The organism is Cupriavidus sp. HE11, from assembly GCF_056097175.1.
In genome coordinates, this window is the sequence record NZ_CP184465.1 from 1,517,372 (window position 1) to 1,533,725 (window position 16,354).

The 16,354-nt window shown below is 65.2% G+C and carries 9 protein-coding genes; 8 read left to right on the top strand and 1 reads right to left on the bottom strand.

What is annotated here, in order from left to right; translation table 11 throughout:
* The first annotated feature begins 25 nt into the window (after nucleotides 1–25).
* Together ACOABP_RS24130 and ACOABP_RS24135 are read left to right on the top strand one after the other, a co-directional pair.
* On the top strand, nucleotides 26–1,168 hold the full coding sequence (locus ACOABP_RS24130; protein WP_082926477.1) for an ABC transporter substrate-binding protein: 1,143 nt from the start codon (nucleotides 26–28) through the stop codon (nucleotides 1,166–1,168).
* Nucleotides 1,169–1,240: 72 nt separating this feature from the next.
* On the top strand, nucleotides 1,241–2,020 hold the full coding sequence (locus ACOABP_RS24135) for an SDR family oxidoreductase (protein ID WP_474228147.1): 780 nt from the start codon (nucleotides 1,241–1,243) through the stop codon (nucleotides 2,018–2,020).
* 36 nt (nucleotides 2,021–2,056) lie between these two features.
* Here ACOABP_RS24135 and ACOABP_RS24140 read toward each other — a convergent pair whose 3' ends face one another.
* The gene (locus tag ACOABP_RS24140) at nucleotides 2,057–2,959 is read right to left on the bottom strand and encodes a LysR family transcriptional regulator (RefSeq protein WP_066737761.1); all 903 of its coding nucleotides are present in this window, start codon (nucleotides 2,957–2,959) and stop codon (nucleotides 2,057–2,059) included.
* A 122-nt stretch (nucleotides 2,960–3,081) separates the two neighbouring features.
* On the opposite strand from ACOABP_RS24140, the gene ACOABP_RS24145 reads away from it, so the two are divergent.
* The 6 genes from ACOABP_RS24145 to ACOABP_RS24170 all read left to right on the top strand — a co-directional run bounded on the left by ACOABP_RS24145 (nucleotide 3,082) and on the right by ACOABP_RS24170 (nucleotide 16,132).
* Complete coding sequence (locus ACOABP_RS24145; protein ID WP_474228148.1) at nucleotides 3,082–4,446, top strand: acyclic terpene utilization AtuA family protein; 1,365 nt, start codon at nucleotides 3,082–3,084, stop codon at nucleotides 4,444–4,446.
* A gap of 12 nt (nucleotides 4,447–4,458) precedes the next feature.
* A complete protein-coding gene (locus ACOABP_RS24150; protein WP_066737752.1) occupies nucleotides 4,459–4,809 on the top strand; it encodes an AtuA-related protein in 351 nt (116 codons plus the stop codon).
* Nucleotides 4,810–4,853: 44 nt separating this feature from the next.
* Entirely contained in the window at nucleotides 4,854–5,834 is a 981-nt protein-coding gene (locus ACOABP_RS24155) for a Bug family tripartite tricarboxylate transporter substrate binding protein (RefSeq protein ID WP_066737754.1), read from the top strand.
* Nucleotides 5,835–6,379: 545 nt separating this feature from the next.
* The gene (locus tag ACOABP_RS24160; protein ID WP_474228149.1) at nucleotides 6,380–15,031 is read left to right on the top strand and encodes a hemagglutinin repeat-containing protein; all 8,652 of its coding nucleotides are present in this window, start codon (nucleotides 6,380–6,382) and stop codon (nucleotides 15,029–15,031) included.
* Nucleotides 15,028–15,309, top strand: coding sequence for a hypothetical protein (locus ACOABP_RS24165; RefSeq protein WP_474228150.1), 282 nt, complete (start codon nucleotides 15,028–15,030; stop codon nucleotides 15,307–15,309). Before ACOABP_RS24160 ends, ACOABP_RS24165 begins: the two co-directional genes overlap by 4 nt.
* The gene (locus ACOABP_RS24170; protein WP_474228151.1) at nucleotides 15,248–16,132 is read left to right on the top strand and encodes a polymorphic toxin type 50 domain-containing protein; all 885 of its coding nucleotides are present in this window, start codon (nucleotides 15,248–15,250) and stop codon (nucleotides 16,130–16,132) included. Before ACOABP_RS24165 ends, ACOABP_RS24170 begins: the two co-directional genes overlap by 62 nt.
* The last annotated feature ends 222 nt before the right edge of the window (nucleotides 16,133–16,354 follow it).

The following is a 16,354-nucleotide window of genomic DNA, read 5'->3' on the forward strand; positions in this document are numbered from 1 at the left end:
GCCAGCGCTTCAGGAGGGGTCAACAATGAGGAACGCACGATACTTCGCGTGCGGCATGCTTGCCGCCACGCTCGGGTTTGTCACGCCCATGGCGGCGCACGCGGAACCCGGCATCACCAAGTCAGCCATCCGTATCGGCCAGTCGGCCGGTGTCAGCGGACCCGTGGCCGGGTCGGTCAAGGAACAGATCGCAGGTGCCCAGGTGTACCTGAACCACGTCAACGCCAATGGCGGCGTGGCGGGCCGGCGCATCGAACTGCTGACCTACGACGATGGATTCGACGCAAAGCGCACGCCCGACAACGTGCGCAAGCTGATCGGCGAAGACAAGGTGTTTGCGCTGTTCATGGTGCGCGGCACGCCCCAGAACGAAAGCATCCTGCCGATCATCGGGGCCGAGAAGGTGCCGCTGATCGCGCCGCTGACCGGTGCCATTACGCTGCACCGCCCGGTGAACCGCTACGTGTTCAACGTCCGCGCCAAATACCAGGACGAAGTGGCCCGCGCCATCAACCACCTGGCAACGTCCGGCATGAGCCGCATCGCCATCTTCTACGCCAACGACGGCTTCGGGCAGGACGTGTTCGAAGGCTTCAATACGGCGCTGCAGGCGCGTGGCGTGCAGCCTTCGGGCGCGGCATCGTTCAACCGGCCGATGGGCGATATCAGCCAGGGCGTAGCCAGCGTCAACAAGGCCAATCCGCAGGCCGTGATGGTGATCGGCTCGGGCTCAGAGGCGGCAAAGATCATCCGCGAGATGAAGAAGGCCGGCAGCCAGGCGCAGTTTGTCACGCTGTCCAACAACGCGGCCGACTCGTTCATCAAGGAGCTTGGCGACGATGGCAAGGGCCTGATCATCACCCAGGTGGTGCCGGGCATGAATTCGAGCCAGATGAGCATTGCCAGCGAATACCGCGGCCTGGCGAAGGCACAGAAGCAGGAGCCCAGCAACGCGGGCATGGAGGGCTTCATGTCGGCCAAGGTGCTGGTGGAAGGCCTGCGCCGCGCCGGCCCCGAGCCCACGCGCGAGAAGCTCATTGCCGCGCTGGAAGGCCTGCGCGACTACGACCTGGGCGGCATCCTGATCAGCTACAGCCCCGCGCGTCACACGGGTTCGTCGTTTGTCGAGATGTCCATCGTCTCGTCGACGGGCAAGCTGATTCGCTGAAGCGATGCCCTGAGCGGCGGCCGCCATCCCGGCCGCCAATCGCGGCCCGGCGGCTGCGGTATAGTTGCCGCCATGGCGACTTCTACCGCAGCTCATCCTTTCTCGCTGGCCGGACGCGTGGCCCTGGTCACGGGCGGCGCGCAGGGCCTTGGCCTGGCGATGGCGAGCGCACTGGCCGATGCCGGCGCGCACGTGCTGGTGTGCGCGCGCAACGCGCAGCGCGTGGCCGATGCCGTGTCGCAACTGCAGGCGCAGGGCGCCACGGCCGAAGCGCTGGTGCTGGACATCACCGACGATGCGGCGGTTGCGCAGGCGTTCGAAGACATCGCGGCACGGCTTGGCCGGCTCGACATCCTTGTCAACAATGCCGGCACGCGCAATCGCAACAGCATGGCGCATCTGGATGCCCATGACCTGCGGGCGATGCTCGACACCAACCTCGTGGCGCCGTACGCGCTGTGCCGTCACGCCGCGCGGCTGATGGAGCAGGGCCAGTACGGCCGCATCGTCAACGTGACGTCGATTGCAGGGCAGGTGGCGCGAGCCAACGACGTGCTGTATCCCGCCACCAAGGGCGGCCTCGACGCGCTGACGCGCGCCATGTCGGCAGACCTGGGCCGGCACGGTATCACCGTCAATGCCGTGGCGCCGGGCTATTTCGCCACCGAGCCGAACCAGGCCATGGTGGCCGATGAAACCGTGTCCGAATGGCTGCGCAATCGCACGTCGCTGGGCCGCTGGGGCCAGCCTGCCGAGGTGGCTGGCGCCGTGGTTTTCCTGGCTTCGCCTGCGGCGTCCTACGTCACGGGCCAGGTGCTGGCCGTCGACGGCGGCTACCTCGGGCACTTCTGACCTGACTTCGGCAACCTGCCAATCCCGCCAGCTGGTTCACAGCCGCTTGCCGGCGCCATAGTGCGCGCGCAGGCAGTCAATCATGGCTGCCGAGGCGGCCGAATCGCTCCGCTCCCTGAGCCGCACCAGGCAGATCTCGCGCACCAGCGCGGGCATCTGCATCGGCCGTATGGCCAGCCCCTCGCGCCGGAACTGGAACAGCGCCAGTGCCGGCACCACCGATACGCCCAGGCCGGCTTCCACCAGCGCGGCCACCGTGGCAAGGTGCTCCACTTCCATTACCCCATGCAGCTTCAGCGGATGCATCGCGGCGTCCAGGTGCTGGCGCACGCTGCTGGTCCGCGACAACTGGATAAACGGCAGCCCGGCCAGCGCCTGCGGGGCGATACGCCGTTTGGCGGCCAGCGGATGATCGGCGGGACACACCAGGTGGAACGTGTCGTGGACCAGCGATTCCACGCGCAGGTCGGCGTCCTGCGCCGGCGCCGGCGCCAGCGCAAAATCGGCCTGGCCGCGCCGCACCATGTCGATGCAGCCATCGGCAAGCTGGTCGTACAGTTCCAGCGAGATACCCGGATAGCGCCGATGAAAGTCAGCCAGCAGCGGCGGCAGGTCGCCGCCCGCCAGCGACGGCAGGGCGGCAATGGCTACGCGCCCCTTGCGGCGTTCGGCATGGTCGCGCAGGTCTTCGAATGCGCTCTCGAAATCGGCCAGCAGGCGGCGCGCCACCTCTTCGAAGCGCTTGCCATCGGCACTCAGGTCCACGTGGCGCGTGGTGCGCTCGAACAGGCGGCTGCCGGCCTGGTCTTCCAGGGTCTGGATCAGCGTGCTGAACGCCGATTGCGACAGATGGCAGGCCTGTGCCGCCCGCGTGAAATTGCGGTGCGTGGCCAGCGCCACGAAGGCGCGCAGGTGCTTTACCGAGAGATTCGACAGCATGGCGGGATAGTGCGGCAGATTCATCCAGGAAGTCGATAGATTAATCCAAATAATCCGTTTTCGCGTGGCAGAAGCCGGCCCTAGAATGAGATCGCTGCTTACTCCAGACGTTGCCAACGCCCATGACTGCTCCCCTGCTGATCGGGTCCGGGGCCGGATTCTCCGGCGACCGCACCGACGCCGCCCTGCCGGTGGTGCGCACGCTGATCGCCGCCGGCGGCCCGGCTGCGCTGATATTCGAAACGCTGGCCGAGCGCACGCTGGCACTGGCCCAGCTGGCGCGCCGCGACAACCCCGAGCACGGGTACGAACCGCTGTTGGACCACTTGCTGACCCCTGTGCTGGGTCTTTGCCTGGCGAACCGCATCCCGATCATCGGCAATTTTGGCGCCGCCAATCCGCGTGCCGCCGCGCGCCGCATCCTGGCGCTGGCGGCCGAGCTTGGCCTGCCCGCGCCGCGCGTGGCGGTGGTTGAGGGCGACGACCTGTCGCATGACGCCGGTCGCGCGGTACTGCGCGGCATCGTTGGCGACGCATTTCCCGAGGCGCGCTTTGTCTGCGCCAACGCCTATATCGGCGCCCAGGGCATTGCCGATGCGCTGCGCGACGGCGCCCAGGTGGTGGTATGCGGCCGCGTGGCCGACCCCGCGCTGGCCGTGGGCCCGGCGATGGCGCATTTTGGCTGGGCCTGGGACGACTGGACCCGCCTGGCAGCGGCCACGATGGCCGGCCACCTGCTGGAGTGCGGCGCGCAGGTCAGCGGTGGCTACTTCGCCGATCCCGGCATGAAGGACGTGCCTGACGTACACGACGTGGGCTTCCCCATCGCCCGGCTTGACGCCGACGGTGGCATCGAGGTCTTCAAGGCCGCCAACACAGGCGGCTGCGTGGACCTGCGAACGGTAAAGGAACAACTGCTGTACGAGGTGCACGATCCGTGCGCCTACCTGACGCCCGACGTGGTGGCCGATATCGGCCAGGTCACGGTAGAGCAGATCGGCCCCGACCGCGTGGCCGTGCGCAATATCCGCGGCCATGCACGGCCGGCGGAACTCAAGGCCAACCTGTTTCACCTGGGCGGCTGGTTTGCCGAGGGCGAGATTTCCTACGCCGGCCCAAATGCCGCCGCCCGGGCGCGCCTGGCCGCAGACATCGTGCGCAAGCGCATGCAGGGGCTGGGGTTCGATGTACCGATCCGCTTCGACCTGATCGGCGTGCTGAGCGTGTTTGGCGACGACGCCGGCACCATGCTGGCCGCGCCGCAGCCCGGTGAGGCCGAAGCCCGCGACGTGCGCATGCGGGCCGCGCTGGCGCACGAGGACAAGGCCGTGGCACAGGCGCTGTTGCGCGAGGTGAACGCGCTCTATACCTGCGGGCCGGCCGGCGGTGGCGGCGTCCGCACCGCGCTGCGTACGCGCCTGAACGCCACGTCGTGCCTGGTGCCGCGCCAGGCGGTGGCCGCGTCCCATTCGTTTGTCACCGCCTGACCGGAGCCCGCCATGACCGCAACACAGCAAGCGCCGCTCTACCAGTTTGCCCACGGCCGCACCGGCGACAAGGGCGACCGCTCCAACATCAGTGTGATTGCCTACGACGCACGCGATTTCGATCACCTGGTCGCGCACGTCACCGAAGACGCCGTGCGCGCGCTGTTTGCCGCGCGCCAGCCCCGGGCCGTGAAGCGCTATGTCGTGCCGTCGATCCAGGCCATGAACTTCGTGATCGACGGCGTGCTCGATGGCGGCGTCAACGATGCATTGAATCTCGATACCCACGGCAAGGCGCTGGCGTTCCTGCTGCTGGGTTTGCCGATCCCCTTGCCGCCGCGGCTCGCCGGCGGCGCCGCATGATTGCCGAGCCGTCCCATATGTCAAAACGATTCGAGGAGACACAGATGTACGGAATTCGCAGGCCGCTGGCCGTTGCCGCCGCTATTGCCACGTTCGCGTGCCTGGCCTTGCCCGCGGGCAGCGCATGGGCGGAGTTCCCGGACAAGCCGATCCGCTTTGTCGTGCCGTTCGCGGCCGGCAGCGCCACGGACCAGCTTGCGCGGGCTATCGGACAGGCCATGACGGTGGACAGCAAGGCCACCGTGGTGGTGGACAACAAGCCGGGCGCCAACGGCTTTATCGCCGCCACCGACGTTGCCAAGGCCACACCGGACGGCTACACGGTGCTGATCACCACCAACACCACCCACGCCGCCAACGAGCATCTGTTCAAGAAGCTGCCCTATGACCCGGTGAAGGACTACGCGCCGCTGTCGGCGCTGGGCCGCGGCGGCCAGATCATGGTGGTCAACCCCCAGGTGCCGGCCAAGACCGTCGGCGAGTTCATTGCACTGGCGAAGAAGGAACCAGGCAAGCTCAGCTTCGGCAGCGGCAGCTCGTCGTCGCGCATCGCCGGCGAGCTGTTCCAGCAGATGGCGCATGTGCAACTGCTGCACGTGCCGTACAAGAGCAATCCGCTCGCCATTACCGACCTGCTGGGCAACCAGATCCAGATGATGATTACCGACACCGCGACCGGCCTGCCGCAGGTGAAGACGGGCAAGCTGCGCGCGCTGGGCGTGTCGGGCAAGGCGCGCTCGCCGCTGGCGCCGGATGTGCCGACCATCGACGAGGCCGGCGTGAAGGGCTACGAGATGAGCTACTGGTTTGCTGCCTACGCGCCGGCAGGCACGCCGCCGGCCGTGGTGACCAAGCTGAACCAGATGCTGGTCAAGGCCGCGAAGAGCGACACGGCGTCGAACTTCTACAAGTCGACCGGCACGGACGTGTTCACCAGCACGCCGGCCGAACTGGCCAAGTTCCAGACCCAGGAATCGGACAAGTGGGGCCGCATCATCAAGGCGGCCAACATCCAGCCCGAGTAATCCGGACGCCGCAGGCCCGCCTGGCCCTGCAAGGTCCCCTTTTCCGCAAGCGGCAGAGGGGACTTTTTCCATCCGGCCAGCCACCGGAACCCCTGTTCCGACCTTCGCAGAAACGGGTACGCCTGTCGCCAGGCTGTTGCACTCCGTTGTTGCGACGCGCCACTGAAGTCAGATTTAAAAAAGTCTAATATCAGCCACTTCTGATATCAGGGATTGGCGATTCAGCGAGGTCCGCTTCTCCTCTCCCTTTACTGGTGCGGCATTCGGGCAGATGCCGTTGCAGGCGTAACAAATTTGTGATCGGAAATCGATATTCACTAGGCACATAGGGGGGTATTCAGCACTTCCCGTCGTGGTTTACCCTTCGCGCCGTTTCGGGTTTCTTACATCCGGTTACAAGCGGCAAAGCGTGCGACAGGCAGATTCTCGGGTCCGAATGATCCGGTGTTGCCGGGGCAAAGACGCAAGAAGCCGTGTCCGTACCGGAGTCACGGGTCACGATGAATCGGCTTTGTTTTCGCATTGTTTTCAACCGCACACGTTCCATGCTGATGGCCGTGGCGGAGACGGCTTCGGGTCATGCGGGCGGCAAGCCCGCCGGTCAGGGCGGCAGCACGCGCCGTGCGCCGCCCGACGTGGCATGGCTCGGCGTGCCGGCGATCCAGCTGGCCGTCTGGGCGTGCATGGGCCTGCCGATGCTGGCCGGCGCGCAGATCGTGGCCGACCCGAATTCCGGCGCCAACCGGCCCACCGTGATCGGCACGCCGAACGGCCTGCCGCAGGTCAACATCACGCGGCCGTCCGGCGCCGGGGTGTCCACCAACCACTACACCCAGTTCGACGTCAACAAGGCCGGCGCCATCCTGAACAACTCGCCGGGCATCACCAACACCCAGCAGGCGGGCTACATCAACGGCAACCCGAACCTGCTGCCCGGCGGATCGGCGCGGATCATCGTCAACCAGGTCAACAGCATGTCGCCCAGCCAGCTGCGCGGCTACCTGGAGGTGGCGGGGCCGCGTGCGGAGGTGATCGTTGCCAACCCGAACGGCATCCTGGTGGATGGCGCCGGCTTCATCAACACCAGCCGCGCCACGCTGACCACGGGGTTGCCGGTCTACGGCGGCAGCGGCAGCCTGGACGCGTTCCGCGTGACCGGGGGCCAGATCCAGATCGAGGGCGCGGGGCTGAACGCGGCTGGCGTCGACCAGGTGGATCTGATTGCCCGCGCGGTACAGGCCAACGCCGCCGTCTACGCGAACAAGCTCAACGTGGTGGCCGGGGCCAACCAGGTTGACTACAACTCGCTCAACGCCACGGCCATTGCGGGCACCGGGCCGGCACCATCGGCCGGTATCGACGTCAGCCTGCTTGGCGGCATGTACGCCAACAAGATCCTGCTGGCATCGACCGAGCAGGGCGTGGGTGTGTCGCTGCGCGGCGTGATGGCCGCCCAGGCGGGCGACATGACGCTGAACGCCGCCGGCAAGCTTGTGCTGGCAGGCAGCACGAGCGCCGCCGGCAACATCAAGGTGACGGCCCGCGATGGGGTCGATAACAGTGGCTCGACCTACGCCATGGGTGCGATCGGCATCCAGACCGATGCCACGCTGAGCAACAGCGGCACATTGGCGGCGCAGCAGTCGCTTGGTCTGGCCGCGCAGAGCGTGGCGTCGACCGGCACGCTGGCGGCGGGCTTGAATCCGGACGGTGTTCCCGTCGGCGGCGCAGACCTGACGATGAACGCCAGCGGGGCGGTGTCGGCTACCGGCCGGAATCTGGCCAGCGGCAATGCGGTGATCCATGGCGAAAGCGTCAGCCTGGCGGGCAGCCAGACCGCGACGAACGGCAACCTGAGTGTCTCGGCAAGTGCAGGCGGCCTGGACCTGACGGGCGCAACCACCACGGCGGGCGCGGCGCTGGTCGTCAATGTCCGGGGGGCGCTCAACAACGACCGGGGCCAGATGTCCAGCGGGGCGGCCACCACGTTGACGGCGGGCAGCGTGTCCAACCAGGGCGGACAGATCGAAGGTGCCGAGCTTGCCATCCGCACGTCGGGCGATCTGCTCAATCAGGGCGGCAGCCTGAAACAGCTGGGCCAGGGCGATAGCACGATCACCGCAGGCGGCAAGCTGGACAACACTGGCGGCGCGGTAGCCGCCAATGGACAGAACCTGACCATCGATGCAGCAAGCCTGATCAACGATGGCGGCCGGATGTCCCATGCGGGCACCGGCACGCTGTCGGTCACGAGCCAGGGTCGAACTGGCAACGCGGGCGGTGTCATCCAGACCAACGGTGACCTCCAGGCGCAGGCCACAACGCTGGACAACAGCCGTGGCACGATGTCCGCACAGGGCAAGGTCACGGCCATCGCGAGCGGCAATCTGTCGAACCGGCAAGGCAGCGTCTACGGGAATACGGGCCTGATGCTTGCCAGTGGCGCCACGATAGACAATGCTGCGGGCTCCGCGCAGACGGCCGGCGATCTGGCGGTGTCGGCCACCGGCGCCGTGCTGAACCAGGATGGCACGCTTGCCGCGAATGGCGAGCACGGCACCGCAACGGTGTCCGCAGCGAGCATCGACAACACGCGGGGCGTGCTGGTCAATGCGGGCGACGGCGCGACGACGGTCACGGCAGCCGATGCGCTGACCAATACGGCCGGCAAGGTGGGCGGCAATGGCGATGTCACCGTGGCCGCGCAGTCGCTTGCCAACGATACGAATGGCATGTCGGGCGGCCAGGTGGTGGCCGGTGGCGCGCTCGACCTGAAGGTCAGGTCCCAGCTCGATAATCGCGGCGGCATGTTGTACGGCGGCCGGAGCCTGACCCTCGACCAGGCCGGCGCGACGCTCAACAATGCCGCCGGCCAGGTGCTGGGTGGCGTGGACGTCAAGCTTGGCGTTGCATCCCTCTCCAATCTGGCCGGTGCGGTCAAGGCCAACCAGGACGTTGCCGTGTCGGGCGCCATGTCCGGTAGCGGGACGATGGTTGCGGGGCGCGATCTGACGCTGAATGCGGTGGGGGACTACACCAACGACGCGTCCAACCAGATCAAGGCGAACGGGAACATGCAGGTGACGGCCACCGGCACGCTCACCAATACGGGAACGCTCGCAACGGCCGGCGCGCTGACGGTCTCCGGTGCCAACGTGGTGAACGGGGGTGGGGCGGACATCAATTCGTCCAATACCACGGTCAAGGCGGGTAACCAGGTATCGAACGCCGGACGCATCGAGGGCGACACGGTGCAGGTCAACGGCCCGTCGGTAGTCAACACGGGGACCGTGATCGGCAACAACGTGCAGGTGCAAGGGGCCGATATCGTCAATAACGGGCCATCGGCCCTGATGGCGGCCGTCCAGAATCTGAACCTGTACGCTGGCAACTCGGTGCAGAACCTGGATGGCGCCACGCTCTACAGCGCGGGCAACCTGCAGATCGCCCGCGATGGCGCGCGGGACCCCGACACCGGCCTGCTCGCCAACCAGACCAACGCGCTGATCAATCGTTCGGCCACCATCGAGGCGGAAGGCGACATCGACATCGCGGCCAGCCAGGTCAGCAACACGCGCACGAGCATTGTGACGACGGCCGGTACGCCGGTGCAGACGGCTGTCAAGACGCTCACGCTGTGGCAAGGTGGACTTCCCGGGACCGAACTGAACTATCACGGCAGCATCACCTTCCCTGGGTGGAACTGGGCGACTGGCAGCGCGCCGATCAGCACGCCGCAAACCAACGCCCTGCGGGCGCCGGTCACCGTGACGGTGGACAAAGCAACGGTCACGAACTTGGACGCCAGCAAGCAAACGCTGTCGTTCACGCAGTCTCCGGTGGAGGTGTACGGCTCGATATTCCAGGGTCCAAACTGCGACATCGATACGTCGATCTGCACGCGCCCGATTGCAACCCGGCCAACACAGTACTACCAGTCCATCACGGACAACGGGTCCACCTATAGCATCACCTTCTGGCCGGATTGGGATCCGAACATCCATATCCGGCCCGATGAGGTACGCCAGGCCAACTTCGGCACTGACTTCAATGAAATCTCGCGCACGACCGTCACCTATACGGCGACCGACCAACTCGTGAGTGCGTCCGACGCGGCCAGGATCCAGGCGAGCGGCAACATCCGCATCAACAGCAACGGCGGAAATATCCTGAACCAGTCCTCGACCATGGCTGCGGGGGGCAACCTCGTGCGGGTGGCGGCCAATGGCACGATCCAGGATGTGGGCACGGTGCTGCAGCAGACCGTGACCACCGAGGACACTTCCACCTTCTACTGGCACCAGCGGACCGGCAACAGCCAGAGAACGGAGGTCGTGGCCTATCCGGGCGCGCCGCAGGCCCCGACCACGGTGGCCGCCCTGCCGGCCGTTGCCACCGCCAACCAGGCGGTGCAGACCACGGCGCAGAACGTGACGGTCGCCTCGGTGAATACCGTCGGTGCGGCCGTGACGGGCAGCAGCGTTTCAGGTGGCGGTGCAAGCGGCACGCAGCTGGCCCGCGCAGCGGGCAATGCCGGCATCCCCAACCTGAAGCTGCCAACCAACGGCCTGTATCGCTTCCGCACTGCACCGGGCGACACCTACCTCGTCGCCACAGATCCGCGCTTCACGCAGTACACGAATTTCATCTCCAGCGATTACATGCTCAAGGCGCTGGATCTTGACCCACAGAAGACGCAAAAGCGCCTGGGCGATGGCTTCTACGAAGAAAAGCTCGTTCGCGACCAGATCACGCAACTGACGGGCAAGACGTTCCTGACCGGCTACACCGACCAGCTGGAGGAATACAAGGCGCTGATGAACAACGGCGTCGCCTATGCCAAGACCTTCGACCTGACCCCCGGCGTGGGCCTGACCGACGACCAGATGCGCCAGCTCACCACCGACATGGTGTGGATGGTGTCGCAGGACGTGACGCTGCCCGATGGCACCACGCAATCGGTGCTGGTGCCGAAGGTCTATCTGGCGCAGGGCAATGGCGTGGACCTGAACGCCACGGGCGCGCTGGTCGCCGGCAATACCGTGGCGATCCATGCTGCCGGCTCCGTCGAGAACAGCGGCTCGATCGTTGGCGATATCGCCACGCAGGTGGTGGGCGGCAATATCGTCAACCGGGGCAGCATCGGTGGCGCCGGCACGACCGTCGTGCAGGCCACGCAGGACGTACGCAACCTGGGCGGCCGCATCGGCGGGCAGGACGTATTGGTGGCGGCGGGCCGCGATATCGTGAACGAATCGCAGACCATCACGAATACCACCACCCTCGCGAACGGCAACAGCGCCAGCGCCACCGGCATTGGCGCGGCGGCATCGATCGCTGGGACGAACAACGTAGCCTTGCTGGCCGGGCGCGACATCAACATGGCAGGGGCCACCGTCAATGCCGGCAGCAACGCCCTGCTGGCCGCAGGCCGTGACCTGAACATCGGCACCACAACGCTGGGCACCACGCAGGATGCCACGGCACACGGCGGCCAGGACTATCTGCGGGACCGGACGATCATCAACCAGGGCAGCACCGTGCAAGCCGGCGGCAGCGTGACGGCCGTCGCCGGGCGAGACGCTACGCTCACGGCTTCGACGATAGACGCGGGCGCCGATGCCGCACTGGTTGCGGGCCGCAACACCACGGTGACGGCGGCAATGGACTCGCGCACGCAAGAGGCAGGCGCATTCAGCAACAAGGCGTCGCAGTTCACGCAGTCTTCGTATGATGAGGGCGCGCGGGGCGCCACGGTCCAGGCTGGCAACCATGTCACGCTGGGCGCGGGGCAGGCGGCGGCCGTGGGCCAGATCCTGCAGGCCAACGGCATCGCCCCGGCCGCGCTCGACGGCAACGCCACCGGCAACGTGGCCGTGCTCGGCTCTGCCGTCAGCACGGGCAGCGCGACGACCGACGGTGGCACGGTCAAGCTGGTGGCGACCGGCGACGTCACCGTTGGGGCGGTCACCGAGCAGCACAACGCCCGGAGCTGGTCGCACTCGGAAAGCTCGGGCTTCCTGTCCAAGACCGAAACGACGACGACCTCCAGTTCACGGGAAACCGTGGCGGTGGGCTCGGTGGTGTCGGGCGACACCGTCGTCGGCAGTGCTGGCCGCGACATGACGATCAGCGGCTCGACCGTGGCAGCCACGCAGGACGTGTCACTGGAGGCCGGCCGCAACCTGATCATCACCACGGCCGAGAACACCAGCGAGAGTCAAAGCTATTCGCACACGAAATCCACGGGCTTCGGCGCCACGGGCGGCGGCATCTCGTACGGCATGCGCGACCAGAAGGACACCATCAACGACAGTTCGGTCACGCAGACCGGCAGCCTGGTGGGCAGCACGGACGGCAATGTCAGCCTGAAGGCCGGCAGCACGCTGCACGTGACCGGCAGCCAGGTAATCGCAGCCAAGGACCTGACGGGCATCGGCGCCGATGTGATCATCGACGCCGCAAAAGGCAGCGAGCATCACGACGAAACCCACGAGATCAAGCAGACCGGCTTCACGCTGGGCGTGAGCGGCGGTGCCATTGGCTCGGCGATCAACGCGGGCCAGAAGATCAGTTCGGCAAGCAAGAGCCAGGACGGGCGCGCGTCGGCGCTCTGGGGCATCGCGGCGGGTCGCGATGCGTACGACGCGGCGATGGGCGCGGGCGACGCCATGAAGAGCCTGGCCGATGGCAAGGGGCCGGCAGGCACGGCGGTGACGCTGTCCTTCGGCACCAGCAAGAGCAAGAGCACCTTCACGCAGGACAGCACCACGCACACCGGATCGAATGTGCAGGCCGGCGGGACGGCAACGTTCGTCGCCACGGGCGTGGATGCCGACGGCAACAAGACGGCCGGCAACCTGGACATCATCGGCTCCGATATCTCCGCGACCAAGGTAGGGCTGGGCGCCAAGGGTGACGTCAATATCGTCTCGGCCACCGATACCTACGAGAACCACAGCACGAACAAGTCCAGCAGCGGCAGTATCGGTGTGTCGTATGGCGCGCAAGGCTTCGGCGTGTCGGTGTCGGGCTCCACCAGCAAGGGCAACGGCGACACCACCGGCACCGCGCAGGTCAACAGCCACGTGACGGGCAGCGAATCGGTGTCGATCGTGTCCGGCAACGACACGAACATCCTGGGTGGGGTGGTCAGCGGCGGCAAGGTGTCGGCGGACGTAGGCGGCAACCTGAACCTGGCCAGCCGCCAGGACACCGAAGAAAGCCACGCGCGCCAGCAGAGCGTGGGCGGCGGCCTGAGCTGGAGCCAGGGCGGCGGCGTAAGCGGATCGTTCTCGGCGACGAAGGGCAAGGGCGACGGCAGCTACGCCAACGTAGCCGAGCAATCGGGCATTCTGGCGGGCGACGGCGGCTTCGACATCAAGGTCAAGGGCAACACGGACCTGAAGGGCGCCTTCATCGCCAGCGCGGCCCCCGAGGACAAGAACAAGCTGAGCACGGGCACGCTGAGCTGGAGCGATATCGAGAACAAGTCGGACTACAGCGCGACATCCATAGGCGTGAGCGGCGGCTTCACGTTCGGCCCGAAGGTCGAGGACAAGAATTCCGGCCAGACGTCAGGCAAGAACACCGGCGGCATGAGCCCGATGATCCCGCAGCACGAAAGCGGCAGCCAGCGCGGCGTGGCGCAGTCTGGCATCGCAGGCGGCACGATCACGATCACCGACCAGGCCAACCAGGCGCAGGACGTGGCGACGCTGAACCGTGACACGTCGAACACCAACACGACGGTGGGCAAGGGCCCGGACCTCAGCAACGTGCTGGGCAAGCAGGCCGACATGATGGCGGCGGCGCAGGCGGCTGGGGAGGCGGTGGCGAAGACGGTAGGGGATATTGCGGGGAGTAGGGAGAAGGCTGCGAAAGATGCCTTGAAGGTTGCCAACGACGCTTACGGCAAAGACCCGAGCGATGCCAACCGCGCGGCGGTTGCCGAGGCGCAGGCCGATGTCGAAGGCTGGAAGGAAGGCGGCGAGTATCGCGCGGCCTTGCATGCGGCTGGTGGGGCGATGATCGCTGGACTGGGCGGCGGCAATGCGATTGCGGGCGCGGTGGGGGCGGGAATGTCGTCTCTTGCCGCGGACAAGCTTGCATCCCTGGGCAAATCGGTCGCCGACGGGGTCGATAGTGGCAACAAGAATCTGGACGAGGCTATCGGCAATCTGGCAGCGAATCTTGTGGCTGGAGGTATGGGTGCTGCGGTGGGTGGTGGATCAGGGGCGGCGACTGCGGCGAATGTGGATCGCTTCAATCGGCAGTTGCACCCGGATGAACGCAAGTGGGCGAAAGACAACGCGAAAAACTTTGCTGACTTCTATGAGAAGTCGACTGGCAAGGCACTCACAGCAGAACAAGCGGAAAGCATGCTGTTGGGCAACGGCTACAGGCTGGTCGATGACGCGGCGAGCAAAGGCCCGGGTGGCGACAAATATGCGGTGGCTTACATCAGTCAGAACGCGGGCAATTTGTTCACGTCAACTGCCGCCGAGTACAGTAATCCTTTCCTCTATGGAAACAAGGATGGGTCGCTGACGCCGGAGCAGCGGGCGCTGCCGGGTGCGGTGGCGAATCCGGCAGCGGGGCTGGCAATTGTAGGAGGGCTAGTAACTGTCGGCCTCGCGCCGGAAATTGCAGCGGTCGCGACCGCTGCAGCGAAGGCGTGCGCGGCAAATCCAGTGCTATGTGCCAACCAAGCGGGTATTGTTGCTGGTGAGGTGGCTGCTGGCGGGGCAATGCCGGCTGGCACAGGGGCAGCGGCGACAGCGGCCGCGGGCAAGCTGATTGGTTCGACGGATGGACTGACGTCCTCCGAGCAGCGCTTTGTTGCTGAAATGGTAGCTGGTGGTAGGACGGTTCAGGTGATTCCTTCGTCTAATGCTGGGCGGTCGGCGGACTTCCTCATAAATGGGACGAAGTATGAACTGAAGACGATGACGGACGTGGCCAAGCAGGATGCAGATGGCTTGTCCAAGGCAATATCCAGCACAGCAATGGACGCGCGTGGACAGTCTCCGGATATCATTATCGATGCTCGCAACCAGCCGGGCATGACTTCTGATATTGCTCAGCGTGGAGTGAACCGCGCATACTCGGCAGATTCTAAATCTGGCGCAAAAATTCAGAGTATTACGATTATTACTTCCCAGGGAACAGTGTACGTTCCGAGGTTGCCACAATGACAGCAATGAATACTGGATACCCAACAGAAAGCGAGCTGCGTGAAAGAATAGAACGGCAACTTGCAAGACGTGGAGCAACGGAGAGCGTTGCATTGCTATGGCACGGCTATCTTGCAGGAATTTTTGAGTGGGGACTAATTGAAGTAGCCGTGTTTGATCGACTTAGCTCCCTGCTTCCAAAAGTCGGCTGTAAGGACCTCGTAGAGCTATCGATGGATGAGCCTATCTCGCCTGAACTTGAACGCGAAATTGAAAAGCCTGCGCGAAAAGGTCAGTAAAAGCGAACCAGACCAAGGGCCGGGTCGGTTTAATCGGCAGTTGCATCCGGATGAGCAGGATCGACTCAGGCAACTTCAAAAGGGGAAGAGTCCGGAAGAACAGCAGCGGTTGGCTGATGCGGCGTGTGCACTTGTGCGTTGCGCATTGGATGTCCCGTCCAACGATCCGAGTTATGCAGAAAAGATGGCTTCTCAGGAGCGTGGGCAACAGTACACTTCGGAGCAGACACAGCTGAAATCGACGGGGCTGTACCAATACGATTCCCTCATTGACACCGTACGGGATCTACAGACCCGTTCATGGAACTCCGCCGTCAATGAGGCAAAAAGCGCTGGACGAGGGGCCAAGAATTTTGCAGATCAATTTATGGATCTGCTCAAGTCAACGAACGGGCAGACTCCACCTTCCGATGCGGGCCCGCAAACCGACGTCACAGGAGGCAACAACGGGACTCCGCCCGGTGCTGGCGCAGTGGTAACGCTAATGCCATGTCCGGTTGGTCCGGGAGCATGCGGGATGACGGTAACGCCGGTGATTACACCGGGATCTGGGCTGCCGGGCAATGCAATCGCATCAAATGATGATAATGCTGGAAGCGATACTCAGGCGAGTAACGGAGCGTCTGATAGCGGGCAGAAAAAACCGCCTTCCTTGGACGTTGGTAAGCAGGGAAAACACTTGCCGGAGCATAATAATTTTCTTCCCGGGAGAAGTGAGTTGACGGTTCCAGACCCACAGGAGCTTGTAAATCAATATGCGGGGAAAGGGCAGCCCGACAATAGCGTGCCCGCCGGTCAACCGGGTTATTTACGTAAAGAATAATGTCTCAATTTTCTCGATGGCGTCACGTCAATGATCTTGGATCGGGAGGAGTTCCTGTCCGCGGTGTGAGATCTTGCGTTGAAATTTGATGCGAACTTGCGGGCAGGCTAATTTGGTCAGCGGCGGGTCAAGGGCAACACGGACCTGAAGGGCGCCATCATCGCCAGCGCGGCCCCCGAGGACAAGAACAAGCTGAGCACGGGCACGCTGAGCTGGAGCGAT

Coding starts and splice junctions, on each gene's coding strand:
- ACOABP_RS24130 (WP_082926477.1), top strand. CDS start 26: ATGAGGAACGCACGATACTTCGCGTGCGGCATGCTTGCCGCCACGCTC.
- ACOABP_RS24135 (WP_474228147.1), top strand. CDS start 1,241: ATGGCGACTTCTACCGCAGCTCATCCTTTCTCGCTGGCCGGACGCGTG.
- ACOABP_RS24140 (WP_066737761.1), bottom strand. CDS start 2,959: ATGCTGTCGAATCTCTCGGTAAAGCACCTGCGCGCCTTCGTGGCGCTG.
- ACOABP_RS24145 (WP_474228148.1), top strand. CDS start 3,082: ATGACTGCTCCCCTGCTGATCGGGTCCGGGGCCGGATTCTCCGGCGAC.
- ACOABP_RS24150 (WP_066737752.1), top strand. CDS start 4,459: ATGACCGCAACACAGCAAGCGCCGCTCTACCAGTTTGCCCACGGCCGC.
- ACOABP_RS24155 (WP_066737754.1), top strand. CDS start 4,854: ATGTACGGAATTCGCAGGCCGCTGGCCGTTGCCGCCGCTATTGCCACG.
- ACOABP_RS24160 (WP_474228149.1), top strand. CDS start 6,380: ATGCTGATGGCCGTGGCGGAGACGGCTTCGGGTCATGCGGGCGGCAAG.
- ACOABP_RS24165 (WP_474228150.1), top strand. CDS start 15,028: ATGACAGCAATGAATACTGGATACCCAACAGAAAGCGAGCTGCGTGAA.
- ACOABP_RS24170 (WP_474228151.1), top strand. CDS start 15,248: ATGAGCCTATCTCGCCTGAACTTGAACGCGAAATTGAAAAGCCTGCGC.